We start from the raw sequence: 26,053 nt of genomic DNA, 5'->3' as shown, positions 1-26,053 counted from the left end.
CTTTATTGCCTTCCCATATCGGGTTGGCAGCGAAAAAACACGGTCGGCGGCGGGAACGGCAGGGTTCTCGGCGTAAGCTGTTGGGAGACAGTCAGATTTCGGGCTTTTTCAGTCCGTAAAGCGGAGCGTTTGGACGAGCGGGTGCAGTGATGCGCCCCGCGCGTCGTTTTGCGTTTTGGAGGAAATAGGGGTCGGGCTGGGGATTTAATTCCTGACCCTGCGCTTCGTTCCTTCGGGACGATTCGAAAATTCAACCCGGGGCCGATGGCAGTCGCTCCCGGAAGGTTCGCCCCACAAAGGCGACGAAAATGAGAGGCCACGATGGCGCAGCAGACATTTACCGGTCGCAAACGCGTACGCAAGTTTTTCGGTCACATCAAGGAAGTCGCCGAGATGCCGAACCTCATCGAGGTTCAGAAGGCGTCCTATGACCAATTCCTGATGGTTGACGAGCCGGCCGGCGGTCGCCTCGACGAGGGCCTGCAGGCGGTGTTCCGCTCGGTGTTCCCGATCTCGGACTTCTCGGGCACCTCGATGCTCGAATTCGTCCGCTACGAGTTCGAACAGCCGAAATATGACGTCGACGAGTGCCGCCAGCGCGGCATGACCTTCGCTGCGCCGCTCAAGGTGACGCTGCGCCTCATCGTGTTCGATATCGACGAGGAAACCGGCGCCAAGTCGGTCAAGGACATCAAGGAGCAGGACGTCTACATGGGCGATATCCCGCTCATGACAATGAACGGCACCTTCGTGGTCAACGGCACCGAGCGCGTCATCGTCTCGCAGATGCACCGTTCGCCCGGCGTGTTCTTCGACCACGACAAGGGCAAGACCCATTCGTCCGGCAAGCTGTTGTTTGCCGCGCGCGTGATTCCGTATCGCGGTTCCTGGCTCGACATCGAGTTCGACGCCAAGGACATCGTGTTCGCGCGCATCGACCGCCGCCGCAAGCTGCCCGTGACCTCGCTGATGTACGCGCTCGGTCTCGACGGCGAGCAGATCCTGTCGACCTTCTACAAGAGGATCACCTACAAGCGGACCAAGGAAGGTTGGCGCGTTCCGTTCGACGCCAACCGCTTCCGCGGTTACAGCACCATCAACGACCTGATCGACGCCGACACCGGCAAGGTGGTGCTCGAGGCCGGCAAGAAGCTGACCGTGCGCAGTGCGCGCCAGATGCAGGAAAAGGGCCTCAAGGCGCTTCGCATGTCGGATGAGGAGCTCGTCGGCAACTATCTCGCCGAGGATCTCGTCAACCCGAAGACCGGTGAGATCTACGCCGAAGCCGGCGAGGAGATCACCGAGAAGTCGCTCAAGGTGCTCAACGAGCAGGGCTACAAGGACCTGCCGCTGCTCGACATCGACCACGTCAATGTCGGCGCCTACATCCGCAACACGCTCTCGGCCGACAAGAACATGACGCGTGAGGACGCGCTGTTCGACATCTACCGCGTGATGCGTCCGGGCGAGCCGCCGACGCTGGATTCAGCGCAGGCGATGTTCCAGTCGCTGTTCTTCGATGCCGAGCGCTACGACCTCTCCGCGGTCGGCCGCGTCAAGATGAACATGCGCCTCGAGCTCGATGCGCCCGACACCCATCGCACGCTGCGCAAGGAAGACATCCTGGCGGTCATCAAGACGCTGGTCGACCTGCGCGACGGCAAGGGCGAGATCGACGACATCGACCACCTCGGCAACCGCCGGGTGCGCTCGGTCGGCGAACTGATGGAGAACCAGTATCGGATCGGCCTGCTCCGCATGGAGCGTGCGATCAAGGAGCGCATGTCGAGCGTCGATATCGACACCGTGATGCCGCAGGACCTGATCAACGCCAAGCCCGCGGCTGCCGCGGTGCGTGAGTTCTTCGGCTCCTCGCAGCTGTCGCAGTTCATGGACCAGACCAACCCGCTGTCGGAGATCACCCACAAGCGGCGCCTGTCGGCGCTTGGCCCGGGCGGTCTGACCCGTGAGCGCGCCGGCTTCGAAGTCCGCGACGTGCATCCGACGCATTACGGCCGTATCTGCCCGATCGAGACGCCGGAAGGTCCGAACATCGGCCTGATCAACTCGCTGGCGACGTTCGCGCGCGTCAACAAATACGGCTTCGTCGAGACGCCGTATCGCAAGATCAAGGACGGCCGGGTCACCGACGAGGTGGTCTATCTGTCGGCGATGGAAGAGGGCCGTTACCGCGTCGCGCAGGCCAACGTGCCGCTCGATGCCAAGGGCCGCTTCACCGACGACCTGGTGGTCTGCCGTCACGCCGGCGAAGTGCTGCCGGTGACGCCGGACAAGGTCGACTACATGGACGTGTCGCCGAAGCAGCTGGTTTCGGTGGCCGCGGCGCTGATCCCGTTCCTCGAGAACGACGACGCCAACCGCGCGCTGATGGGCTCGAACATGCAGCGCCAGGCGGTGCCGCTGGTTCGCGCCGAGGCGCCGTTCGTCGGCACCGGCATGGAAGGCGTGGTCGCCCGTGACTCGGGCGCGGCGATTGCCGCGCGCCGCTCGGGCGTGATCGACCAGATCGACGCCACCCGCGTCGTGATCCGCGCCACCGAGGATCTCGATCCGACCAAGTCGGGCGTCGATATCTACCGGCTGATGAAGTACCAGCGCTCCAACCAGTCGACCTGCATCAACCAGCGTCCGCTGGTGAAGGTCGGCGACATCGTCAAGAAGGGCGACATCATCGCTGACGGTCCGTCGACCGATCTCGGCGAGCTCGCGCTCGGCCGCAACGTGCTGGTCGCGTTCATGCCGTGGAACGGCTACAACTTCGAAGACTCGATCCTGCTCTCCGAGCGGATCGTGAAGGACGACGTGTTTACGTCGATTCATATCGAAGAATTCGAAGTGATGGCCCGCGACACCAAGCTCGGGCCTGAGGAAATCACCCGCGACATTCCGAACGTCTCGGAAGAAGCGCTGAAGAACCTCGACGAAGCCGGTATCGTCTACATCGGTGCGGAGGTCCGCGCCGGCGACATCCTGGTCGGCAAGATCACGCCGAAGGGCGAGAGCCCGATGACGCCGGAAGAGAAGCTGTTGCGCGCCATCTTCGGCGAGAAGGCCTCCGACGTCCGCGATACCTCGCTGCGCGTGCCTCCGGGCGTGCAGGGCACCATCGTGGAAGTCCGCGTGTTCAACCGCCACGGCGTCGACAAGGACGAGCGTGCGCTGGCGATCGAACGGGAAGAGATCGAGCGTCTGGCCAAGGACCGCGACGACGAGCAGTCGATTCTGGACCGCAACGTCTACAACCGCCTCGCCGAGCTCCTGGAGAACCGCCAGGGCATCGCCGGCCCGAAGGGCTTCAAGAAGGACACCAAGATCACCCGTGCGGTGCTCGACGAGTATCCGAAGTCGCAGTGGTGGCTGTTCGCCTCGCCGAACGACAAGCTGATGGCCGAGATCGAGGCCATGCGGAAGCAGTACGACGAGTCGAAGAAGGGCCTCGAGCAGCGCTTCCTCGACAAGGTCGAGAAGCTGCAGCGTGGCGACGAGCTGCCGCCCGGCGTGATGAAGATGGTCAAGGTCTTCGTCGCGGTGAAGCGCAAGATCCAGCCCGGCGACAAGATGGCCGGCCGTCACGGCAACAAGGGCGTGGTGTCGAAGATCGTGCCGATCGAGGACATGCCGTTCCTCGAGGACGGCACGCACGCCGACATCGTGCTCAATCCGCTCGGCGTGCCTTCGCGCATGAACGTCGGTCAGATCCTTGAGACCCATCTCGGTTGGGCCTGCGCCGGCCTCGGCAAGCGCATTGGCCAGACCATCGACGCCTACTATCAGAAGCAGGATCTCAAGCCGCTGCGCGAGACCCTGAAGAAGATCTACGGCGAGGATGAAACCATCAAGTCGCTGAACGACAACGAGCTGGTCGAACTCGGCCGCAATCTGAGCCACGGCGTGCCGATCGCAACGCCGGTGTTCGACGGCGCCAAGGAAGCCGACATCGAGGAGATGCTGAAGCTCGCGGGCTTCGACGCCTCCGGCCAGTCGACCGTCTATGACGGCCGCACCGGCGATGCGTTCGATCGCAAGGTGACGATGGGCTACATCTACATGCTCAAGCTGCACCATCTCGTGGACGACAAGATCCACGCGCGTTCGATCGGTCCGTACTCGCTCGTCACCCAGCAGCCGCTGGGCGGCAAGGCGCAGTTCGGCGGCCAGCGCTTCGGCGAAATGGAGGTCTGGGCGCTGGAAGCCTACGGCGCCGCCTACACGCTGCAGGAGATGCTGACCGTGAAGTCGGACGACGTCGCCGGCCGTACCAAGGTGTACGAGGCGATCGTGCGCGGCGACGACACCTTCGAGGCCGGTATTCCGGAATCGTTCAACGTGCTGGTCAAGGAAATGCGCTCGCTCGGCCTCAACGTCGACCTGCACAATTCCAAGGTGGGACCGGCGTCGACGTCGGAAGCGGCCGAGTAACGCAGTGATCATGCCCGGCGCGAGAAGCGCCGGGCCTTCGCACTCCGCTCGGACGTTGGGCGGGGCGCGCGCTGAATAAAATTTCGAATTTGCTGCCGGTGACGATCGGCACGCGAGGAGAAGACCATGAATCAAGAGATTATGAATCTTTTCAATCCGACGACGCCGGCTCAGGTCTTCGACCAGATCCGGATTTCGATCGCGTCTCCAGAGAAGATTCTGTCCTGGTCGTACGGCGAGATCAAGAAGCCGGAGACCATCAACTACCGCACCTTCAAGCCGGAGCGTGACGGCCTGTTCTGCGCGCGCATCTTCGGGCCGATCAAGGACTACGAGTGCCTGTGCGGCAAGTACAAGCGGATGAAGTACAAGGGCATCATCTGCGAGAAGTGCTCGGTCGAGGTGACGCTGTCGCGCGTCCGGCGCGAGCGCATGGGCCACATCGAGCTGGCGGCGCCGGTCGCCCACATCTGGTTCCTGAAGTCGCTGCCGTCGCGCATCGGCCTCTTGCTCGACATGACGCTGAAGGATCTCGAGCGGATCCTCTACTTCGAATATTACGTGGTTCTCGAGCCCGGCCTGACCGCGCTGAAGGACCGTCAGCTGCTGTCGGAAGACGAGTATCTGAAGGCGCAGGACGAGTACGGCCAGGACAGCTTCACCGCCATGATCGGCGCCGAGGCGATCCGCGAGCTGCTCAAGGGTCTCGAGCTCGAGAAGCTCGAGGCGACGCTGCGCGCCGACATGGCCGAGACCGACTCGGACATCAAGCACAAGAAGCTCGCCAAGCGTCTGAAGATCGTCGAGGCCTTCCGCGTCTCCGGCAACAAGCCGGAATGGATGATCATGACGGTCGTGCCGGTGATTCCGCCGGACCTGCGTCCGCTGGTGCCGCTCGACGGCGGCCGGTTCGCGACCTCCGACCTCAACGACCTGTATCGCCGCGTCATCAACCGCAACAACCGCTTGAAGCGGCTGATGGAGCTGCGTGCGCCTGACATCATCATCCGCAACGAAAAGCGCATGCTGCAGGAGGCCGTCGACGCGCTGTTCGACAACGGCCGCCGCGGCCGCGTCATCACGGGTGCCAACAAGCGCCCGCTGAAGTCGCTCGCCGACATGCTGAAGGGCAAGCAGGGCCGGTTCCGCCAGAACCTGCTCGGCAAGCGCGTCGACTATTCGGGCCGTTCGGTGATCGTGGTCGGTCCCGAGCTGCGCCTGCATCAGTGCGGCCTGCCGAAGAAGATGGCGCTCGAGCTGTTCAAGCCGTTCATCTATTCGCGGCTCGACGCCAAGGGCCTGTCCACCACGGTGAAGCAGGCCAAGAAGCTGGTCGAGAAGGAGCGTCCGGAGGTCTGGGATATCCTCGATGAGGTGATCCGCGAGCATCCGGTGCTGCTCAACCGCGCGCCGACGCTGCATCGCCTGGGCATCCAGGCGTTCGAGCCGGTGCTGATCGAAGGCAAGGCGATCCAGCTGCATCCGCTGGTCTGCGCCGCCTTCAACGCCGACTTCGACGGCGACCAGATGGCCGTGCACGTTCCGCTGTCGCTCGAAGCGCAGCTGGAAGCGCGCGTCCTGATGATGTCGACCAACAACATCCTGCATCCGGCGAACGGCCAGCCGATCATCGTGCCGTCGCAGGACATCGTGCTCGGCCTCTATTACGTCTCGATCATGCGCGAAGGCCTGCCCGGCGAGGGCAAGATCTTCGGCGACATGGCCGAGCTCGAGCACGCCCTGCATTCGAAGGTCATCCACCTCCACACCAAGATCAAGTACCGGTGGGAAGGCCTCGACGAGGAAGGCAAGCTGTCCAAGCGTTGGATCGAGACCACCGCTGGCCGCGTCATGCTCGGCAACCTGCTGCCGAAGAGCACCAAGATCTCGTACGACATCATCAACAAGCTGATGACGAAGCGCGAGATTTCCGGCGTGATCGACCAGGTCTACCGTCACTGCGGTCAGAAGGAGACCGTGATCTTCTGCGACCGCATCATGGCGCTCGGCTTCTACAACGCCTTCAAGGCGGGCATTTCGTTCGGCAAGGACGACATGGTCGTGCCGGCGTCGAAGTGGAAGATCGTGGACCAGACCCGTACGCTGGCGAAGGATTTCGAGCAGCAGTACAATGACGGCCTGATCACCCATGGCGAGAAGTACAACAAAGTCGTCGACGCCTGGTCGAAGGCCGGTGAAGAAGTCGCCAAGGCGATGATGAAGGAGATCTCCTCCACCAAGAAGACGGCGGCGGGGGCGGATGCCGACATCAACTCGATCTACATGATGGCGCACTCCGGTGCGCGTGGTTCGCCGGCGCAGATGCGCCAGCTCGCCGGCATGCGCGGCCTGATGGCCAAGCCGTCGGGCGAGATCATCGAGACGCCGATCATTTCCAACTTCAAGGAAGGTCTGTCGGTGCTCGAATACTTCAACTCGACCCACGGCGCCCGCAAGGGCCTCGCGGACACCGCGTTGAAGACTGCGAACTCCGGTTACCTGACCCGCCGTCTGGTCGACGTCGCACAGGACTGCATCATCACGCAGACCGATTGCGGCACCAAGCTCGGCATCAAGATGCGCGCCATCGTCGATGCCGGCACCGTGGTCGCCTCGCTCGGCTCGCGCATCCTGGGCCGCACGGCCTGCGATGACGTGCGTGACCCCGCCACCAACGAGATTGTCATCAAGCGTGACACGTTGATGGAGGAGACCCATGTCGACGCGATCCAGCAGGCCGGCATCCAGGAAGTGAAGATCCGCTCGGCGCTGACCTGCGAGCTGATCAACGGCATCTGCGCCAAGTGCTACGGCCGCGATCTGGCCCGCGGCACCCCGGTCAACCACGGTGAGGCCGTCGGCGTCATCGCGGCGCAGTCGATCGGCGAGCCCGGTACGCAGCTGACGATGCGCACGTTCCACATCGGCGGCGCGGCGCAGCTCAACGAGCAGTCGTTCGTCGAATCGAACTTCGACGGCAAGATCGTGATCCGGAACAAGGCCATCGCCCGCAACAGCGAAGGCAATCTGGTCGCGATGGTGCGCAACATGGTCGTTGCGATCGTCGACGCCGACGGCACCGAGCGTGCAACCCACCGTATTCAGTACGGTTCGAAGATGCACGTCGACGAAGGCGACACGGTCAAGCGCGGCCAGCGCATCGCCGAGTGGGACCCCTATACCCGCCCGGTGCTGAGCGAAGTCGAGGGCACGATCGGTTTCGAGGATCTGGTCGAAGGCCAGTCGATCTCGGAAACGCTCGACGAATCGACCGGTATCGCCAAGCGCGTGGTCATAGACTGGCGCACGACGCGCGGCGGTTCGGACCTGCGCCCGGCCATCGTGGTCAAGGGCAAGGACGGCAAGGTGCTGAAGCTCGCGCGTGGCGGCGATGCCCGCTACATGTTGTCGGTCGACGCCATTCTGTCGGTCGACATCGGCGCGAAGATCATGCCCGGCGACATCCTGGCGCGTATCTCGACCGAGAGCGCCAAGACGCGTGACATCACCGGCGGTCTGCCGCGGGTGGCGGAACTGTTCGAGGCTCGCAAGCCGAAGGACGCGGCGATCATCGCGGAAACGGCGGGAACGATCCGCTTTGGCCGCGACTACAAGAACAAGCGCCGTATCTCGATCGAGCCGATGGACAAGACCGAGGAGCCGCGCGAGTACCTGATCCCGAAGGGCAAGCACATCCACCTTCAGGACGGCGACATCGTCGAAAAGGGCGATTTCATCGTCGAAGGCAATCCGGCGCCGCACGACATCCTGGCGATCAAGGGCATCGAGGAACTCGCTGCCTATCTGGTCAACGAAATCCAGGAGGTCTACCGGTTGCAGGGCGTGCTCATCAACGACAAGCACATCGAGGTGATTGTCCGTCAGATGCTGCAGAAGGTGGAAGTCACCGACCAGGGCGACACCGACATGATCTCGGGCGAGCAGGTTGACAAGATCGAGTTCGACGCGCTCAACACCAAGGCCAAGGAGGAGGGCAAGAAGCCCGCCACGGGTACGCCGGTTCTGCTCGGCATCACCAAGGCGAGCTTGCAGACCCGCTCGTTCTTCTCGGCGGCGTCGTTCCAGGAGACCACGCGCGTGCTCACCGAAGCTGCCGTCAACGGCAAGGTGGACCCGCTCGAAGGCCTCAAGGAGAACGTCATTGTCGGCCGCCTGATCCCGGCCGGCACCGGCGCCTCGATGGCGCGGATCCGCGAAGTCGCGGTCAAGCGCGACAAGCTGATCCTCGACGAGCGCGAGAAGCAGCAGGCGGCGATCGTGCCGACGGCTCCGGAGGCGGAGCCGCTGGCGCTGCCGCCCGCGGAATAGGCATCCGCAAGACTACGGATGCGACGAGAAGGCCGGCGTTTTGCCGGCCTTTTTGCTGCTTTCTTTCCTTGCTGCGGTGCAGGGACGCAGTTTGTTCATCTTTCCTTCAGGCAAAAAAGTGCCTTTGCTAGGGTGACTTAGACCGGCTGTTTGGCTCGTGCCGGAGACGACGGAATCCATATGCTCGACTTGGCTATCGTAGGCGGCGGCCCCGGGGGGCTGATGAGCGCCTGGTATTTGAAACGCAAACTCGGCGACCTCTGCCGCGTCACCATCTTCGAGGCGTCGAACCGACTCGGCGGCAAGATCGTCACGCGCAAATTCGACTCCGCACCGGCGATATATGAGGCCGGCGTTGCCGAGATCTACGATTACTCGATGACGGGACCCGACCCGCTGCGCGAGCTGATCCAGCATTTCGGCCTGCAGACGATCCCGATGGATGCCGAGCAGGTCCAGCTCGACGGCGAACTGCTCGCCGACGTGCCGGGCATGCGCCGCAAATACGGCGCGAAGACTGCGGCCGCGATCGAGGCGTTCCGCAAGCGCTGCAGCGACATGGTGTCGCCGCACGAATATTACGAGGGGATCGGCGCCCACGACAACGAGCACCCATGGGCCTACAAGACTGCCGAGCAGATCCTCGACGAGGAGGTCGACGACGCGACTGCCAAGCGCTTCTTCAAGGTGATGGCGCGCTCCGACATCGCGACCGAGAGCCACAACACCAACGGCCTCAACGCGCTGAAGAACTACGTGATGGACGTCGACGGCTATATCGGCCTGTATTCGATCCAGAACGGCAACGAGCAGCTGATCGATTGCCTGCGCTCGGAGGTCAACGCCGACATCCAGCTCAACCATCGCGTTCTCAAGGTCGGCAAGACCGCCAGCGGCCGCTACCAGCTCAACATGATGAACGGCAAGGGGCCGGAGACGCGCGACTTCGACCTCGTGCTGGTCTGCCTGCCGCACTCCTGGCTCGCGACCATGCGCTGGGACGGCGAGCAGCTGCGCAAGTCGATGGTCAAGCACGTCGCCTATTTCGATCGGCCCGCGCACTATCTGCGCGTCTCGCTCCTGTTCGACGAGCCGTTCTGGGGCGAGAAGATCCCGGGCGCCTGGTTCATGTCGGAAGCGTTCGGCGGCTGCTGCGTCTACAATGAGGGCGCACGCCACGACGTCGGCAAGCACGGTGTGCTGAACTGGCTGATCGCGGGCTCCGACGCGCTCGCCTTCGCCAATCTCAGCGACCAGGAACTGTTCGACGCCGCGCTGAAGTCGCTGCCGGCCTCGCTCGGCGATGCCCGCGCGCATTTCCTCGAAGGCAAGATCCATCGCTGGCTGTCGTCGGTCAACGCGCTGCCGGGCGGCCTGCCGGTGCGCGACGTCATGACCAACCACCGTCCCGAGCCGAAGGAGCATCCCGGCATCGTGGTGGTCGGCGACTATCTGTTCGATTCGACGCTGAACGGGCTGCTCGATTCCTCCGATGCGGCGACCGACATCGTCGTCACCGAGATGATGCGATTGCGGCGCGCCCGCGCGCAGGAAAGCGCCGAGGTCTCCGACAAGATCGACCGCGGCTATTTCGACAATTATCGCGGCGCCGGCCCCTACAGCGAAGCCTGGCGCAACTTCACCGACCCGGCCTATCTGACCGACCTGATCAAGACGGTGTGGGGCAGGGCGAAGGGCTACAAGCTCCTGATCGCTGGCTCCGCCAGCGGCGAGCTGGTCGGCGCGCTGCGCGAGCGCGGCATCGATGCCTGGGGTGTCGAGAACAACCGCTACATCCACGGCAAGACGCCGAAGGCGTTGAAGAAGTACAACAAGCTCGGCTCGATCGCCGACCTGCCGTTCAAGGCCAACGAGTTCGACTTCGCATTCGAGACATCGCTGTGCCATCTCGGCGAGAAGCAGGTGGTGCGCGCGGTGCGCGAGTTGAACCGCGTGGTCAAGACCGGCCTGGTGTTCGCGTCGGTGACCTCGGACATGGCGCCGGCGGTGATCGATCGCTACGACCTGCTGCGCGGGGTGAAGAAGCTCGGCACCTGGTGGGAGTGGTCGGAATTGTTCTTCGGCAACGGCTTCGACCTGTCGATGCACCGCCGCGACTGCACCGATCAGCTGTGGGCGCTGACGCTGGCCGCCAACAAGGGGCCGGGGCAGTGGTACGCCGACTCCGATAGCCTGCGCTATTCGTTCTTCGACAAGGTCGAGGCCGACCTCGACGACTAGCGACAGCGACTGATGGCATTTGGCGCAAGGCGATCGGCCTTGCGTCAACCACCTGTCAAATGACGGCATGGCTCCAATCAGAATCTACGGGCCGCGCCCACGCACAGCGATCGCCGCAAACGCTTTGCCGAATTCATCCTGATCGCATAGGATCGCCGCTGCAGCGTTCGTCGCTGCGGTTTCGATTTGCGGTCATGCCGGCCGTGGAGCATCGGTTGGTTTCATGGCGCCTAAACCTCCTGCATCAGACGATCCCAGTCGGGCCGATGCCGGCGATCCCGAGCTGAAGAAGAAGCCCGTCATCATGACCGGTCCGCCTGCGGCGGCTTCCGCAAAAGCAGCCGCGGCGCCGGACGACGACGAGGAGGATGAGGACGACGAGCTTGAGCTCGATGACGATGATGACGACGAGGACCTCGTCGTCTTCACCGCCAAGGAAGCCGCCGGCGCACTCTCCACGATCTTCGGCTTCGTCAGGCCGATCCTGGCGAACTACAGAAAGCCGCTCGCCTGCGTCGCCATCGGCGTGCTGGTCGAGACGTTGTTCAACGTCATCATGCCGCTCAGCCTGAAATTCCTGATCGACGACGCGCTCGGCGAGGAGGATTTCCAGGCCCTCTACAAGATCCTCGGCGTGCTCGCGGTGGCCGGCATTGTCACCTCGATCATCGCGGTCTGGTACGAGCGCTGGGATGCGCGGCTTGCTGCCGGCATCATTGCCGATGTGCGGACCCGCATCTTCGACCACGTCCAGAACCTGCCGTCGGCCTATTTCGCGCGCACCAAGCGCGGCGAGATCCTGTCGCGCTTCTCGATCGATCTGTCGGGCTTCGAGGGCTCGATCAAGACCTTTGCCAACAGCGCCGCGCTGCCGGGCCTCGAACTGGTCGCCGGCATCATCCTGATGCTATTCCTGAACTGGCAGCTCGCCGCGGTCGCCTTGCTGGTGTTTCCGATCACGCTGATCGGGCCGCGCATCCTGACGCCGAAGGCGGTGCTGGCCAATTATGAGCAGAAGCAGAACGAGGCGGCGCTGCTCGGAATGGTGCAGGAGAACGTCGCCGCCCAGGCGGTGGTCAAGGCGTTCAACCTGCAGCGCCGGGCGCTCGGCTGGTTCACGATGCGCAACCGCGACGTCCGCGCCAAGGCCGCCTCGGCCATGTTCCTGTCGACCATGGTGGAGCGCACCGTCACCATCTCGGTGCTGCTGCTTCACCTCGTGGTGCTGGCGATCGGCGCCTATCTGGCGACCAAGGGGCAGATCACGGTCGGCACCTTCGTGACCTTCGAGAGCGCGTTCTGGGAGGTGTCGTACAACATCGCCCATCTGATGCATTTCATCCCGGTGTCGATCTCGTCGGCGGCGGCGGTGCGGCACATCCAGGAGCTGCTCGACGAGCCGACCCGCGGCGCCGACCGTCCCGGCGCGCCGGATTTGCCGCGGATCACCAACGACATCTCCTTCGACCGCGTCACCTTCCAGTATGAGGGGGCGCAGACGCCGGTGCTCGACAATCTCAGCCTCAAGCTCAATGCCGGCAAGAGCATCGCGATCGTGGGTCCCAGCGGCTCCGGTAAGAGCACGCTGATCAACCTGATCCTGCGGCTCTACGTGCCGGACGAGGGCCGCGTCGCCATCGACGGCGTCGACATCCGCCGGGTGACGCGCGAGTCGCTGCGGGCGAGCATGGCGGTCGTGTTCCAGGAGAACATGCTGTTCAACATGTCGATCCGCGAGAACATCCGGCTCGGCAAGGAGGGCGCTGATGACGCCGAGGTGGAGGATGCCGCGAAGAAGGCCGAGATCCATCGCTACATCATGAGCCTGCCGCAGCGCTACGACACGCCGGTCGGCGAGCGCGGCGACACGTTGTCGGGCGGCCAGCGCCAGCGCATCGCGATCGCGCGCGCGATCATCCGCAACCCGTCCGTGCTGCTGCTCGACGAGGCGACTTCGGCGCTCGACCAGACCACGGAAGCGGCGATCAACCGCACGCTGCTCAAGGTCGCTGAGGGCCGGACCATGATCTGGTCGACGCACCGCCTCACTTCCGTGGTCGAGATGGACGAGATCATCGTGATATCAGGCGGCAGGGCGATCGAGCGCGGCTCGCACGAGGAGCTGCTGGCCAAGAACGGCGTCTACCGCAAGCTGTGGGACGACCAGGGACATCACGGCACAGACGACGAGGATGCCGACGACGCGGACGATGATGACGATGACGACGAGGAGGAGGATGAGGGCGAAGACGAGGAGGCGTGACGCCTGCGCCGCGCCGCCTTGCCGGTGGATGTCCGGGAGCGAGCTTCCGCCGATCCGGCCCTTACGCCCTGTCGGCTGCGTGCGGACGCTGCCGGAAGCGATTGGCCGGCCGGGCCGCTGACGATGCCGCCTGTGGGCTGTGCAGCCGGCGCAGCCAGCTCCTGCCGAGATAGAAGAAGAAGCGCGCCCAGCGCTGGGCTTGCCAGTAGGGCCCGGTACCGATCGAGACCTCGCGGAAGCTGAATGCCTTGCCGTTCGACCAGGCGTCGCATTCCGTCTTGACCGGATCGTCGTAGAACGCGGTGATCTTCTCCTCGCCCATGCCGTCGGTCGCAAGCCAGGCCGGGATATGGACGTTGCAGAGCTGGGCGACGTCAGTGAACACCTTGTCGGTCCCGGTGCCGGTGACCGGGCAGGTGCTGGCGAAGGCATCCCCGACCAGCACGACGCCGGCCTGCCGATAGCCGGTGCTGACATAGACGTCGGCGGGCCTGATCTTGATGTCGCCGGCGACGTCGAACTCGCCGGTGAGCCGGCGCAACCGCGGCAGCGCGGCGTTCAACGTCTCGACCGGATTGCGCCGCATCGCGCGCAGCCAGGGATCGTCGGCCTGGCGGTAGGTGAAGAGGTTGGCGCGCATCCGGTTCCCAACCGGAAACAGCGTGATGTAGGGGATGCGGTCCCTCGGCCGCTCCGAGAAATAGGTCATCGCCGCGAACGGGAAGGCGGGGCGGCCGACCGGGACGAAATCGAAGCCGAGCGAGATCGAGTGGCTGTGGCTCGTGACCAGGCGCTCGATGCCGAGCATCCGGCGCAGCCCGACGTTGAGGCCGTTGGCGAGCACCACGAGACGCGCCGAGATCTCCTCGCCGCTGGAGAGCACGACCTTCTGCCGCTCGGAACTGGTCGCGACATTGGCGACCTTGTCGCAGATGAATTCCGCCGGCCGCGCGATTTCGTTCCGGATCGCCGCGATAAGCGCGTCGTACATGATGCCGTATTGCCGGCTCGGCTGCCGGTCGAGCAGATAGCCGAATCGCGCGATCCAGTTCTCGCCGTCCAGCGTCGCCGAACGGAGCACGGATTCGGCAAGGCCGGTCCTGGCGAATCGCTCGAGTTGGAGGTCGCCGGCGATCTTTTCGACGCGGAAATCGAACGGATAGACCTGATGTGGGTCGATCAGGATGCTCGGTATCCCGGCACGGCCGAGCATGGCGGCCGCGATCGAGCCCGCAAGGCCGCCGCCGATGATCGCGATGTCGGTGTACCGCATGAGTGAGTTCCGTAGCCGTAGACCCCGATTTTTGCGCCGCGAATGGCAAATAAAGGCTTAGTTTCGAAGTTTGCCTTCAGGTCTAAGTTGGGGAGAGTTGTTTCTATTCTTGTTTTATCCGGGTGGAATATGATTCTGCCGGGTGGCCCGCGACTCGGTCAAAGGGCGAGGGGAGGTGCGCAGGTCGTCATATTCCGTCGCGCACCGTGCCGCGGCGAAATGCAAAATCTGCAAGCGCCAGAGGCGTTTCTTTGCCTGTCGTTTTGCTTGACTTCACTATCTCTCGATTATACAAGGCGGCCACTTAACGACAGGCGGTGAGCTACGCCAGCGTCGGAACGGAACACCCGAAGGCCCTTTTTTGAGGCGCCGGACGGGCACCAACCTCGACGAATGCCGCTCAAACGCTGTCGATGATAGCTAGGCAATGCCAGGACGCTTTTAGTTCTCTTGAGCACGTCCTCATGAGAGTGAATTCGGATGCATGACCTCGGTGGCGGACCGAACAGCGAACGCTGAACGGTCCGGGATCGCGGTCCTCTGTGGCGTCGATGCGCTTTCCGCTCAGCGATGAGTGGTTGGCGCGATTTCGCTTTGCGCGGTTGCTTGTTCCGCGTCGAGCGGGTCGTACGGGACGGCTAGTCCTGAGAAGAAATTTGCGGAGCCATTCAGGGCTTTCGCGCGAACTTAAAGGGTGAAGGCTGCATGCCGACGATCAACCAGCTGATCGCAAAACCACGTGAAGTGCAGAAGTCGCGCAAGAAGGTGCCGGCGCTGCAGCAGTCGCCGCAGAAGCGCGGCGTTTGCACGCGCGTATACACCACGACCCCGAAGAAGCCGAACTCGGCGCTTCGTAAGGTCGCCAAGGTGCGCCTGACCAACGGCTTCGAGGTGATCGGCTACATCCCGGGTGAAGGCCATAACCTGCAGGAGCACTCGGTGGTCATGATCCGCGGTGGTCGCGTCAAGGACTTGCCCGGCGTGCGCTACCACATCCTCCGCGGCGTGCTGGATACCCAGGGCGTCAAGAACCGTAAGCAGCGTCGTTCGAAGTACGGCGCGAAGCGTCCTAAGTAAGCGGGAAACGATAAGATGTCGCGTCGCCATTCTGCTGAGAAGCGTGAAGTTCTTCCGGACCCGAAGTTCGGGAACGTCATCATTACGAAGTTCATGAACTCGGTGATGTACGCCGGGAAGAAGTCGGTTGCCGAAAACATCGTCTACGGTGCGCTCGGTATGATCGAGGCCAAGACCAAGCAGCCGCCGCTCGGCGTGTTCGAGCAGGCGCTTGAGAACGTGATGCCGACCATCGAAGTTCGTTCCCGCCGCGTCGGCGGCGCGACCTACCAGGTCCCGGTCGAAGTCCGTTCGGTGCGCCGCCAGGCGCTCGGCATCCGCTGGCTGATCTCGGCCGCCCGCGAGCGCAACGAGAAGACCATGACGGAGCGCCTCTCGGCTGAACTGCTCGACGCGTCGAACAATCGCGGCAACGCCGTCAAGAAGCGTGAAGACGTGCACCGGATGGCGGAAGCCAACCGCGCCTTCTCGCACTATCGCTGGTAACGGCGAAACACGGAATTTAAGGAACAGCCTATGCCTCGCGTTCATGCCATAGAGAACTACCGCAACTTCGGTATCATGGCGCATATCGACGCCGGTAAGACCACGACCACCGAGCGCATCCTCTATTACACCGGCAAGAGCCACAAGATCGGCGAAGTGCACGAAGGTGCCGCGACGATGGACTGGATGGAGCAGGAGCAGGAGCGTGGCATCACGATCACCTCGGCTGCGACCACCGCGTTCTGGAACGGCAAGCGCCTGAACATCATCGACACCCCCGGCCACGTCGACTTCACCATTGAGGTCGAACGTTCGCTGCGCGTGCTCGACGGTGCTGTTTGCGTGCTCGACTCCAACCAGGGCGTCGAGCCGCAGACCGAGACCGTCTGGCGCCAGGGCGACAAGTACAAGGTTCCGCGCATCGTCTTCGCCAACAAGATGGACAAGACCGGTGCCGACTTCTTCAAGTGCCTGGCCGACATCGTCGACCGCCTCGGCGCCAAGCCGATCGCGATTCAGCTTCCGATCGGTGCCGAGAACAACTTCAAGGGTCTCGTCGACCTCGTCGTCATGAAGGGCGTCATCTGGAACGATGAATCGCTCGGCGCGAAGTTCGACTATGTCGACATTCCGGAAGACATGATCGAGCAGGCCAAGGAATATCGCGAGAAGATGGTGGAAGCCGCCGTCGAGCTCGACGACGACGCATTGGCCGCTTTCCTCGACGGCAAGGAGCCGGACGAGGCGACCCTGAAGCGCCTGATCCGCAAGGCGGTGCTCACCGGTGCATTCTATCCGGTGCTGTGCGGCTCCGCGTTCAAGAACAAGGGCGTGCAGCCGCTGCTCGACGCTGTCGTCGACTATCTGCCGTCGCCGATCGACGTGCCCGCGATCAAAGGTATCGATGACGACGGCAACGAGGTCGTGCGCAAGGCGGACGACAAGGAGCCGCTGGCGCTGCTCGCGTTCAAGATCATGGACGATCCGTTCGTCGGCACCATCACCTTCTGCCGCATCTACTCCGGCGTCCTGCAGTCGGGCACCGGCGTGGTGAACTCGACCCGCGACAAGAAGGAGCGGATTGGGCGGATGCTGTTGATGCATGCGAACAACCGCGAAGACATCAAGGAAGCCTATGCCGGCGACATCGTCGCGCTGGCGGGCCTGAAGGAAGCGCGCACCGGCGACACGCTGTGCGATCCCGACAAGCCGGTGATCCTCGAAAAGATGGAATTCCCGGAGCCGGTGATCGAAATCGCGATCGAGCCGAAGTCGAAGGCCGACCAGGAAAAGCTCGGCGTCGCGCTGGCCAAGCTCGCCGCGGAGGATCCGTCGTTCCGCGTGTCGACCGACCAGGAGTCCGGCCAGACCATTCTCAAGGGCATGGGCGAACTGCATCTCGACATCAAGGTCGACATTCTCAAGCGCACCTACAAGGTCGATGCCAACATCGGCGCGCCGCAGGTGGCGTTCCGTGAGCGCGTGACCAAAAAGGCCGAAGTCAAGTACACGCACAAGAAGCAGACCGGCGGTACCGGTCAGTTCGCCGAAGTGTCGATCGTCGTCGAGCCGAACGAGCCCGGCAAGGGCTACGAGTTCGAATCGAAGATCGTCGGCGGCGCGGTGCCGAAGGAATACATCCCCGGCGTCGAAAAGGGCCTCAACAGCGTGATGGGCTCCGGTGTCGTTGCCGGCTTCCCGGTGGTGGACGTCAAGGTGCAGCTGGTCGACGGCAAGTATCACGACGTCGACTCGTCGGCGCTGGCCTTCGAAATCGCGTCGCGTGCCGCGTTCCGCGAGGCGCTGACGAAGGGCAAGTCCGTCCTGCTCGAGCCGATCATGAAGGTCGAGGTGGTGACCCCGGAAGACTACACCGGTTCGGTCATCGGCGACCTGAATTCCCGGCGCGGCCAGATCCAGGGCCAAGACATGCGCGGCAACGCCAACGTCATCAACGCGATGGTGCCGCTCATGAACATGTTCGGTTACGTGAACAACCTGCGCTCGATGAGCCAGGGTCGCGCGACCTTCACCATGCAGTTCGATCACTACGCCGAAGCACCGGCGAACGTGTCGGCTGAAGTCCAGAAAAAGTTTGCTTGATTGTCGTTGGTTAGCAACTAACGACTGAACGGAGAGTCAAATGGCCAAAGCAAAATTCGAGCGTAACAAGCCCCACTGCAACATCGGCACCATCGGTCACGTCGACCATGGCAAGACCTCGCTGACCGCAGCGATCACCAAGGTGCTTGCAGAGACCGGCGGCGCGACGTTCACCGCCTACGACCAGATCGACAAGGCGCCGGAAGAGAAGGCGCGCGGCATCACGATCTCGACCGCTCACGTCGAGTACGAGACGAAGAACCGCCACTATGCCCACGTCGACTGCCCCGGCCACGCCGACTACGTCAAGAACATGATCACCGGTGCCGCCCAGATGGACGGCGCGATCCTGGTCGTGTCGGCTGCTGACGGCCCGATGCCGCAGACCCGCGAGCACATCCTGCTCGCCCGCCAGGTCGGCGTGCCCGCGCTCGTCGTGTTCCTCAACAAGTGCGACATGGTCGACGATCCGGAGCTGCTCGAGCTCGTCGAGCTCGAGGTCCGCGAGCTGCTCTCGAAGTACGAATTCCCGGGCGACAAGATCCCGATCATCAAGGGCTCGGCGCTCGCCGCCCTCGAAGACAAGGACAAGACGCTCGGCCACGACGCCATCCTTGAGCTGATGAAGAACGTCGACGAGTACATCCCGCAGCCGGAGCGTCCGATCGACCAGCCGTTCCTGATGCCGGTTGAAGACGTGTTCTCGATCTCGGGCCGCGGCACCGTCGTCACCGGCCGTGTCGAGCGCGGCATCATCAAGGTCGGCGAGGAAATCGAGATCGTCGGTATCCGCGACACCCAGAAGACCATCGTCACCGGCGTCGAAATGTTCCGCAAGCTGCTCGATCAGGGCCAGGCCGGCGACAACATCGGTGCGCTGCTCCGCGGCACCAAGCGCGAGGAAGTCGAGCGTGGCCAGGTGCTGTGCAAGCCCGGTTCGGTCAAGCCGCACACCAAGTTCAAGGCTGAGGCTTACATCCTCACCAAGGAAGAGGGCGGTCGTCACACCCCGTTCTTCACCAACTACCGTCCGCAGTTCTACTTCCGCACCACCGACGTGACCGGTGTCGTGCACCTGCCGGAAGGCACCGAGATGGTGATGCCGGGCGACAACATCGCGATGGAAGTGCATCTGATCGTGCCGATCGCGATGGAAGAGAAGCTGCGTTTCGCGATCCGCGAAGGCGGCCGCACCGTCGGCGCCGGCGTCGTCGCCGCCATCATCGAGTAAGTACGCGAATAGGGAATGGCGAGTAGCGGGTGGATCGATCCATTCGCTATTCGCTACTCGCCACTCACTAAAGAAAGAATACGGCAATGAACGGCCAAAACATTCGCATCCGTCTCAAGGCGTTCGACCATCGAATCCTCGATACGTCGACCCGTGAGATCGTGAACACAGCGAAGCGCACCGGTGCGCAGGTTCGCGGACCGATTCCGCTGCCGACCCGCATCGAGAAGTTCACCGTCAACCGTTCGCCGCACGTTGACAAGAAGAGCCGCGAGCAATTCGAGATGCGCACCCACAAGCGCCTCCTCGACATTGTCGACCCGACCCCGCAGACCGTCGATGCGCTGATGAAGCTCGACCTGGCCGCCGGTGTCGACGTCGAGATCAAGCTCTAAGGTTTTGGATTTTTACGTCCGCCGCTTGCGGACAGAAAGACAGGAAGCACGCCGATGCGCTCCGGAGTGATCGCACAGAAGGTCGGGATGACGCGGGTCTTTACGGAGACCGGCGAGCATATCCCTGTGACCGTGCTGAAGTTGGGCAACTGCCAGGTGCTGGGCCACCGCACGACCGAGAAGAACGGCTATGTCGCCCTTCAGCTCGGCTCCGGCGCCCGCAAGACGGTGTACATGCCGAGGGCCGAACGCGGCCAGTTCGCGGTCGCCAAGGTCGAGCCGAAGCGCAAGGTCGCCGAGTTCCGCGTGTCCGAGGACGCGCTGATCCCGGTCGGCGCGGAAATCCAGGCGGACCATTTCGTGGTCGGCCAGTTCGTCGACGTGACCGGTACCTCGATCGGTAAGGGCTTCGCCGGTGGCATGAAGCGCTGGAATTTCGGCGGTCTGCGTGCCACCCACGGTGTGTCGGTCTCGCACCGTTCGATCGGTTCGACCGGTGGCCGTCAGGACCCCGGCAAGACCTTCAAGAACAAGAAGATGCCCGGTCACATGGGCGTCGACCGCATCACCACGCTCAACCTGCGTGTGGTTTCGACCGACGTCGAGCGCGGCCTGATCCTCGTCGAAGGCGCCGTTCCCGGCTCCAAGGGCGGCTGGATCTCGGTGCGCGACGCGGTGAAGAAGCCGCTACCGAAGGAAGCTCCGAAGCCCGGCAAGTTCAAGGTTGCCGGTGGCGAAGCTGCCGAGGCTGTGGCCGAGAAGGAGGGCGTGTGAGATGGAACTGAAAGTCACCACCCTTGAAGGCAAGGACGCTGGCTCGGTTCAGCTGTCGGACGAGATCTTCGGTCTCGAGCCGCGCAAGGACATCATTCAGCGCTGCGTGCAGTGGCAGCTGAACAAGCGTCAGGCCGGCACGCACAAGACCCAGGGCCGCGCCGACGTCTGGCGCACCGGCAAGAAGATGTACAAGCAGAAGGGCACCGGCGGCGCCCGTCACGGCTCGGCCCGCGTGCCGCAGTTCCGCGGCGGTGGCCGTGCGTTCGGTCCGGTGGTTCGCTCCCATGCGACCGACCTGCCGAAGAAGGTGCGCGCGCTCGCGCTGAAGCATGCGCTGTCGGCCAAGGCCAAGGACGGCGGGCTGATCGTGATCGACAATGCGCAGCTCGAGGCCGCCAAGACCAAGGCTCTGATCGGGCACTTCTCGGGTCTCGGCCTGACCAATGCGCTGATCATCGACGGCGCGGAGCTGAACAACGGTTTCGCGATCGCGGCCCGCAACATTCCGAACATCGACGTGCTGCCGATCCAGGGCATCAACGTCTACGACATTCTCCGCCGCCACAAGCTGGTGCTGACCAAGGCTGCGGTTGATGCGCTGGAGGCGCGCTTCAAATGAAGAACATCGATCCGCGCCACTACGACGTCATCATCTCTCCTGTCGTGACGGAAAAGGCGACGCTCGCCTCCGAGCACAACAAGGTGCTGTTCAAGGTCGCCGGCAAGGCGACCAAGCCGCAGATCAAGGAAGCGGTCGAGAAGCTGTTCGACGTCAAGGTGAAGAGCGTCAACACCCTCGTCCGCAAGGGCAAGACCAAGGTGTTCCGCGGCAATCTCGGCTCGCAGTCGGACTCCAAGCGCGCGATCGTGACCCTTGAAGAGGGCCACCGCATCGACGTGACTACCGGACTATAAGGCGCAACGACGATGGCATTGAAAACCTACAATCCTACGACGCCGGGCCAGCGCCAGCTGGTCATGGTCGATCGTTCGGCGCTCTACAAGGGCAAGCCGGTGAAGGCGCTGACCGAGGGCAAGCTCGGCAATGGCGGCCGCAACAACACCGGCCGCATCACCGTGCGCTTCCGCGGCGGCGGCCACAAGAAGGCCTACCGCACCGTCGACTTCCGCCGCGACAAGGTGGACATGCCGGCGGTCGTGGAGCGGCTCGAGTACGATCCGAACCGCACCGCGTTCATCGCGCTGATCAAGTATCAGGACGGTGAGCTGGCCTACATCCTGGCGCCGCAGCGTCTGGCGGCAGGCGACACCGTCGTCGCCGGCAACTATGTCGACGTCAAGCCCGGCAACGTCATGCCGCTCGGCAACATGCCGGTCGGCACGATCGTGCACAACATCGAGCTGAAGATCGGCAAGGGCGGCCAGCTGGCGCGCTCCGCCGGCACCTACGCCCAGATCGTCGGCCGCGACCAGGACTACGTGATCGTCCGCCTGAACTCGGGCGAGCAGCGTCTCGTGCACGGCCGCTGCCGCGGCACGATCGGCGCGGTCTCGAACCCGGATCACATGAACATCTCGATCGGCAAGGCCGGTCGTACCCGCTGGCTCGGCTGGCGTCCGCACAACCGCGGCGTCGTCATGAACCCGATCGACCATCCGCACGGCGGTGGTGAAGGTCGTACCTCGGGCGGTCGCCACCCGGTTACTCCGTGGGGCAAGCCGACCAAGGGCAAGAAGACCCGCACCAACAAGTCGACCAACAAATTCATTCTCGTCAGCCGCCACAAGCGGAAGAAGTAAGGAACGCCGGACATGGTTCGTTCAGTCTGGAAAGGCCCGTTCGTCGAGGGTTCTCTGCTCAAGAAGGCAGATGCCGCGCGCGCGTCCGGACGTCACGACGTCATCAAGATCTGGAGCCGCCGCTCCACCATCCTGCCGCAGTTCGTCGGCCTGACCTTCGGTGTCTACAACGGCCAGAAGCACGTGCCGGTGGCGATCAACGAGGAAATGGTGGGTCACAAGTTCGGCGAGTTCTCGCCGACCCGGACCTTCCACGGCCACTCGGGCGACAAGAAAGCCAAGAAGGCTTGAGGAATAGACGATGAGCAAACCAAAGCGCGAACGTAGCCTCGCGGACAATGAGGCCAAGGCCGTCGCCCGCATGCTGCGCGTCAGCCCGCAGAAGCTGAACCTGGTGGCGCAGCTGATCCGCGGCCGCAAGGCTTCGGCTGCGCTCGCCGACCTGCAGTTCTCGCGCAAGCGGATCGCGGTCGACGTCAAGAAGTGCCTGGAATCGGCGATCGCCAACGCCGAGAACAACCATGACCTCGATGTCGACGATCTCGTCGTTGCCGAGGCGCATGTCGGCAACGGCATCGTGATGAAGCGTTTTGCTCCGCGCGGCCGTGGCCGTTCGGGCCGTGTGTTCAAACCGTTCTCGCACCTGACCATCGTGGTTCGTCAGGTCGAGGCCGAGGCAAGCGCCTAAGAAGGGCGCAGGAGAAGACGATGGGTCAAAAGATCAATCCAATCGGGCTGCGTCTCGGCATCAACCGGACCTGGGACTCCCGTTGGTTCGCCGGCAAGCAGGAATACGGCAAGCTCCTGCACGAGGACGTCAAGATCCGCGAGATCCTGCACAAGGAGCTCAAGCAGGCGGCCGTCGCCCGCATCGTGATCGAGCGTCCGCACAAGAAGTGCCGCGTGACGATCCACTCGGCCCGTCCGGGCGTCGTGATCGGCAAGAAGGGCGCCGACATCGACAAGCTGCGCAAGAAGGTCGCCGACATCACCTCGTCGGACGTCGTGATCAACATCGTCGAAATCCGCAAGCCGGAGCTCGACGCGACCCTGGTCGCTGAATCGATCGCCCAGCAGCTCGAGCGCCGCGTTGCGTTCCGCCGCGCCATGAAGCGCGCCGTGCAGTCGGCGATGCGTCTCGGCGCCGAGGGCATCCGCATCAACTGCTCGGGCCGTCTCGGCGGCGCCGAAATCGCGCGCATGGAGTGGTACCGCGAAGGCCGCGTGCCGCTGCACACGCTGCGCGCCGACGTCGACTACGGCGTTGCTACCGCGTTCACGACCTTCGGCACCTGTGGCGTCAAGGTCTGGATCTTCAAGGGCGAGATCCTCGAGCACGATCCGATGGCCCAGGACAAGAAGATGGCCGAGGGCGACAATACCCCGCGTTCGCGCCGCGACGCCGCTTGAGGCAAAGCAGGAATTTGAGGGCTTAAAGCCATGATGCAACCTAAGAAAACGAAGTTCCGGAAGGCGCATAAGGGCCGTATCCACGGCGTTGCGACCTCTGGCGCGACGTTGGCGTTCGGCCAGTTCGGCCTGAAGGCGATGGAGCCTGAGCGCGTCACCGCCCGTCAGATCGAAGCCGCCCGCCGCGCGCTGACCCGTCACATGAAGCGCGCCGGCCGCGTCTGGATCCGCGTGTTCCCGGACGTGCCGGTGTCGAAGAAGCCTGCCGAAGTCCGCATGGGCTCCGGCAAGGGTGCGCCGGAATTGTGGGTGGTCCGGATCAAGCCGGGCCGCGTGATGTTTGAGATCGACGGCGTGCCGGTGCAGACCGCCAAGGAGGCGCTGTCGCTCGCCGCCGCCAAGCTGCCGATCAAGACGCGCTTCGTTGCGCGCATTGCGGAGTAATCGCCATGGCCGAGATGAAAGTTGAAGACATTCGCGCGATGAGCGACGACCAGCGGGAAGACGCGGTCCTTAACCTGAAGAAGGAACGCTTCAACCTGCGTTTCCAGCGCGCCACCGGGCAGCTGGAGAACACCTCGCGGATGCGGGAAGCCCGCCGCGATATCGCTCGTATCAAGACCATCGCCGCGCAGCTGCGCGCGAAGAAGAAGTAAGGGAAGCCTATGCCGAAACGTACTCTGCAGGGCGTGGTCGTCAGCGACAAGCAAGCCAAGACCATCGTGGTGCGCGTCGATCGCCGCTTCACCCACCCGATCTACAAGAAGACGATCCGCCGTTCCAAGAACTACCACGCGCACGACGAGAACAACCAGTTCAAGCCGGGCGACATGGTCTGGATCGAGGAATCGAAGCCGATCTCGAAGCTGAAGCGCTGGACCGTGGTCCGGGGCGAACACAAGAAAACGGCCTGATTACTTCGGCCTGGCCGAGGAATTCAGGGAAATTTTGGGCGCGCTAAAGCGCAGAAAGAGGACGAGGTGCATCAATGATTCAGATGCAGACCAACCTCGACGTGGCCGATAATTCAGGCGCACGCCGTGTCATGTGCATCAAGGTTCTTGGAGGTTCCAAGCGCCGCTATGCCACCGTGGGCGACGTTATCGTTGTGTCGATCAAGGAAGCCATTCCGCGTGGCAAGGTGAAGAAGGGCGACGTGATGAAGGCCGTCGTGGTCCGGGTCCGCAAGGACATCCGCCGCGCCGACGGTTCGGTCATCCGTTTCGACCGCAACGCCGCCGTGCTGATCAACAATCAGTCGGAGCCGGTCGGCACCCGTATCTTCGGGCCGGTGCCGCGCGAGCTGCGCGCCAAGAACCACATGAAGATCATTTCGCTCGCGCCGGAGGTGCTGTGATGGCTGCCAAGATCCGCAAGGGCGATAAGGTCATGGTGCTCACCGGCCGCGACAAGGGTCGCACCGGCGAGGTGTTCGAGGTGCGTCCGGACGAGAACAAGGCTCTCGTGCGCGGCATCAACATGGTGAAGCGTCACCAGAAGCAGAGCCAGACCCAGGAAGGCGGCATCATCTCCAAGGAGATGCCGATCCACCTGTCCAACGTTGCGTATGTCGGCAAGGACGGCAAGCCGACCCGCATTGGGTTCAAGATTCAGGCCGATGGCAAGAAGGTTCGTGTTGCCAAGAGCTCGGGAGCAGAGATCGATGGCTGATACAGCTTACACGCCGCGCCTGCGCGCGGAGTATGACAAGAAGATCCGCGGCATGATGACCGAGAAGTTCGGCTATGCCAACGTGATGCAGGTGCCGCGCCTCGACAAGGTCGTGCTCAACATGGGCGTCGGCGATTCCGTCAACGACCGCAAGAAGGCCGAGACCGCCGCTGCCGAATTGAGCCTGATCGCCGGCCAGAAGGCGATCGTGACCTATTCGCGGATCGCGATCGCGACCTTCAAGCTGCGCGAGAACCAGCCGATCGGCTGCAAGGTCACGCTGCGCAAGACCCATATGTACGAGTTCATCGACCGCCTGGTGAACGTGGCGCTGCCTCGCGTCCGCGACTTCCGCGGCCTGAACCCGAAGAGCTTCGACGGCCGCGGCAATTATTCGCTCGGCATCAAGGAGCACATCATTTTCCCCGAGATCGACTTCGACAAGGTCTCGGAAGCGCGTGGCATGGACATCACGGTGTGCACCACCGCCAAGACCGACGACGAGGCACGTGCCTTGTTGGCCGCTTTCAATTTCCCGTTCCGGCAGTGAGTAGCTGAGCCAAAGCCACTCAAACGCGGATACCCAGGAGCCAAGC

23 protein-coding genes are annotated in these 26,053 nt (G+C 63.3%); 22 read left to right on the top strand and 1 reads right to left on the bottom strand.

Annotated features, from left to right (window positions below; genetic code table 11):
• Positions 1 to 321: 321 nt before the first annotated feature.
• The 4 genes from rpoB to HAP54_RS42850 all read left to right on the top strand — a co-directional run bounded on the left by rpoB (position 322) and on the right by HAP54_RS42850 (position 13,273).
• Positions 322 to 4,440 (top strand): DNA-directed RNA polymerase subunit beta, encoded by a 4,119-nt coding sequence (rpoB, locus tag HAP54_RS42865; RefSeq protein ID WP_166297369.1) that lies wholly within the window; start codon positions 322 to 324, stop codon positions 4,438 to 4,440.
• A 126-nt stretch (positions 4,441 to 4,566) separates the two neighbouring features.
• Positions 4,567 to 8,769 (top strand): DNA-directed RNA polymerase subunit beta', encoded by a 4,203-nt coding sequence (rpoC, locus tag HAP54_RS42860; RefSeq protein WP_029081777.1) that lies wholly within the window; start codon positions 4,567 to 4,569, stop codon positions 8,767 to 8,769.
• Positions 8,770 to 8,949: 180 nt separating this feature from the next.
• A complete protein-coding gene (locus tag HAP54_RS42855; protein ID WP_166297367.1) occupies positions 8,950 to 11,010 on the top strand; it encodes an FAD-dependent oxidoreductase in 2,061 nt (686 codons plus the stop codon).
• A gap of 223 nt (positions 11,011 to 11,233) precedes the next feature.
• Positions 11,234 to 13,273, top strand: coding sequence for an ABC transporter ATP-binding protein (locus HAP54_RS42850; protein WP_166297365.1), 2,040 nt, complete (start codon positions 11,234 to 11,236; stop codon positions 13,271 to 13,273).
• Positions 13,274 to 13,334: 61 nt separating this feature from the next.
• On the opposite strand, the gene HAP54_RS42845 is transcribed toward HAP54_RS42850, so the two are convergent.
• Positions 13,335 to 14,546, bottom strand: a complete 1,212-nt coding sequence (locus tag HAP54_RS42845; protein ID WP_166297363.1) for an FAD-dependent oxidoreductase — start codon at positions 14,544 to 14,546, stop codon at positions 13,335 to 13,337.
• A gap of 705 nt (positions 14,547 to 15,251) precedes the next feature.
• On the opposite strand from HAP54_RS42845, the gene rpsL reads away from it, so the two are divergent.
• The 18 genes from rpsL to rplE all read left to right on the top strand — a co-directional run bounded on the left by rpsL (position 15,252) and on the right by rplE (position 26,007).
• A complete protein-coding gene (gene rpsL, locus HAP54_RS42840; RefSeq protein WP_028168167.1) occupies positions 15,252 to 15,623 on the top strand; it encodes a 30S ribosomal protein S12 in 372 nt (123 codons plus the stop codon).
• A gap of 15 nt (positions 15,624 to 15,638) precedes the next feature.
• Positions 15,639 to 16,109 carry a 30S ribosomal protein S7 gene (rpsG, locus tag HAP54_RS42835; protein ID WP_050402248.1) on the top strand — a complete coding sequence of 157 codons (471 nt, stop codon included), beginning with the start codon at positions 15,639 to 15,641 and terminating at the stop codon, positions 16,107 to 16,109.
• Between the two features lie 30 nt (positions 16,110 to 16,139).
• On the top strand, positions 16,140 to 18,212 hold the full coding sequence (gene fusA, locus HAP54_RS42830) for an elongation factor G (protein ID WP_166297361.1): 2,073 nt from the start codon (positions 16,140 to 16,142) through the stop codon (positions 18,210 to 18,212).
• A 40-nt stretch (positions 18,213 to 18,252) separates the two neighbouring features.
• Positions 18,253 to 19,443 (top strand): elongation factor Tu, encoded by a 1,191-nt coding sequence (tuf, locus tag HAP54_RS42825; RefSeq protein WP_166205926.1) that lies wholly within the window; start codon positions 18,253 to 18,255, stop codon positions 19,441 to 19,443.
• 86 nt (positions 19,444 to 19,529) lie between these two features.
• The gene (gene rpsJ, locus HAP54_RS42820; protein WP_002712302.1) at positions 19,530 to 19,838 is read left to right on the top strand and encodes a 30S ribosomal protein S10; all 309 of its coding nucleotides are present in this window, start codon (positions 19,530 to 19,532) and stop codon (positions 19,836 to 19,838) included.
• A gap of 54 nt (positions 19,839 to 19,892) precedes the next feature.
• Positions 19,893 to 20,612, top strand: coding sequence for a 50S ribosomal protein L3 (rplC, locus tag HAP54_RS42815; RefSeq protein WP_166297359.1), 720 nt, complete (start codon positions 19,893 to 19,895; stop codon positions 20,610 to 20,612).
• Position 20,613: 1 nt separating this feature from the next.
• On the top strand, positions 20,614 to 21,234 hold the full coding sequence (gene rplD, locus HAP54_RS42810; RefSeq protein WP_166205923.1) for a 50S ribosomal protein L4: 621 nt from the start codon (positions 20,614 to 20,616) through the stop codon (positions 21,232 to 21,234).
• The gene (locus tag HAP54_RS42805) at positions 21,231 to 21,530 is read left to right on the top strand and encodes a 50S ribosomal protein L23 (protein ID WP_029081770.1); all 300 of its coding nucleotides are present in this window, start codon (positions 21,231 to 21,233) and stop codon (positions 21,528 to 21,530) included. The genes rplD and HAP54_RS42805 overlap by 4 nt, the downstream gene beginning before the upstream one ends.
• A 12-nt stretch (positions 21,531 to 21,542) precedes the next feature.
• Positions 21,543 to 22,376: a 50S ribosomal protein L2 gene (gene rplB, locus HAP54_RS42800; protein WP_166297357.1), complete on the top strand. Its 834-nt coding sequence runs from the start codon at positions 21,543 to 21,545 to the stop codon at positions 22,374 to 22,376.
• A 12-nt stretch (positions 22,377 to 22,388) separates the two neighbouring features.
• Positions 22,389 to 22,667 carry a 30S ribosomal protein S19 gene (gene rpsS, locus HAP54_RS42795; protein WP_018272137.1) on the top strand — a complete coding sequence of 93 codons (279 nt, stop codon included), beginning with the start codon at positions 22,389 to 22,391 and terminating at the stop codon, positions 22,665 to 22,667.
• Positions 22,668 to 22,677: 10 nt separating this feature from the next.
• A complete protein-coding gene (rplV, locus tag HAP54_RS42790; RefSeq protein WP_018272136.1) occupies positions 22,678 to 23,064 on the top strand; it encodes a 50S ribosomal protein L22 in 387 nt (128 codons plus the stop codon).
• 20 nt (positions 23,065 to 23,084) lie between these two features.
• Positions 23,085 to 23,786 (top strand): 30S ribosomal protein S3, encoded by a 702-nt coding sequence (gene rpsC, locus HAP54_RS42785; RefSeq protein WP_018272135.1) that lies wholly within the window; start codon positions 23,085 to 23,087, stop codon positions 23,784 to 23,786.
• A 30-nt stretch (positions 23,787 to 23,816) separates the two neighbouring features.
• Positions 23,817 to 24,230 carry a 50S ribosomal protein L16 gene (gene rplP / locus HAP54_RS42780; RefSeq protein ID WP_016843752.1) on the top strand — a complete coding sequence of 138 codons (414 nt, stop codon included), beginning with the start codon at positions 23,817 to 23,819 and terminating at the stop codon, positions 24,228 to 24,230.
• Positions 24,231 to 24,235: 5 nt separating this feature from the next.
• Entirely contained in the window at positions 24,236 to 24,442 is a 207-nt protein-coding gene (rpmC, locus tag HAP54_RS42775; protein ID WP_021081654.1) for a 50S ribosomal protein L29, read from the top strand.
• A 9-nt stretch (positions 24,443 to 24,451) separates the two neighbouring features.
• Positions 24,452 to 24,700, top strand: coding sequence for a 30S ribosomal protein S17 (gene rpsQ, locus HAP54_RS42770; protein ID WP_016843754.1), 249 nt, complete (start codon positions 24,452 to 24,454; stop codon positions 24,698 to 24,700).
• Positions 24,701 to 24,774: 74 nt separating this feature from the next.
• Positions 24,775 to 25,143: a 50S ribosomal protein L14 gene (gene rplN, locus HAP54_RS42765; RefSeq protein ID WP_011473865.1), complete on the top strand. Its 369-nt coding sequence runs from the start codon at positions 24,775 to 24,777 to the stop codon at positions 25,141 to 25,143.
• On the top strand, positions 25,143 to 25,457 hold the full coding sequence (gene rplX / locus HAP54_RS42760; protein ID WP_029081764.1) for a 50S ribosomal protein L24: 315 nt from the start codon (positions 25,143 to 25,145) through the stop codon (positions 25,455 to 25,457). The genes rplN and rplX overlap by 1 nt, the downstream gene beginning before the upstream one ends.
• Complete coding sequence (gene rplE, locus HAP54_RS42755; protein WP_166205917.1) at positions 25,450 to 26,007, top strand: 50S ribosomal protein L5; 558 nt, start codon at positions 25,450 to 25,452, stop codon at positions 26,005 to 26,007. The genes rplX and rplE overlap by 8 nt, the downstream gene beginning before the upstream one ends.
• Positions 26,008 to 26,053: the final 46 nt, after the last annotated feature.

Source organism: Bradyrhizobium sp. 2S1 (assembly GCF_011516625.5).
In the GTDB taxonomy this organism is placed as follows: Bacteria; Pseudomonadota; Alphaproteobacteria; order Rhizobiales; family Xanthobacteraceae; genus Bradyrhizobium; species Bradyrhizobium septentrionale.
The sequence above is the reverse complement of the archived record's forward strand: the minus strand, read 5'-3'. Positions and strand labels throughout refer to the sequence as shown.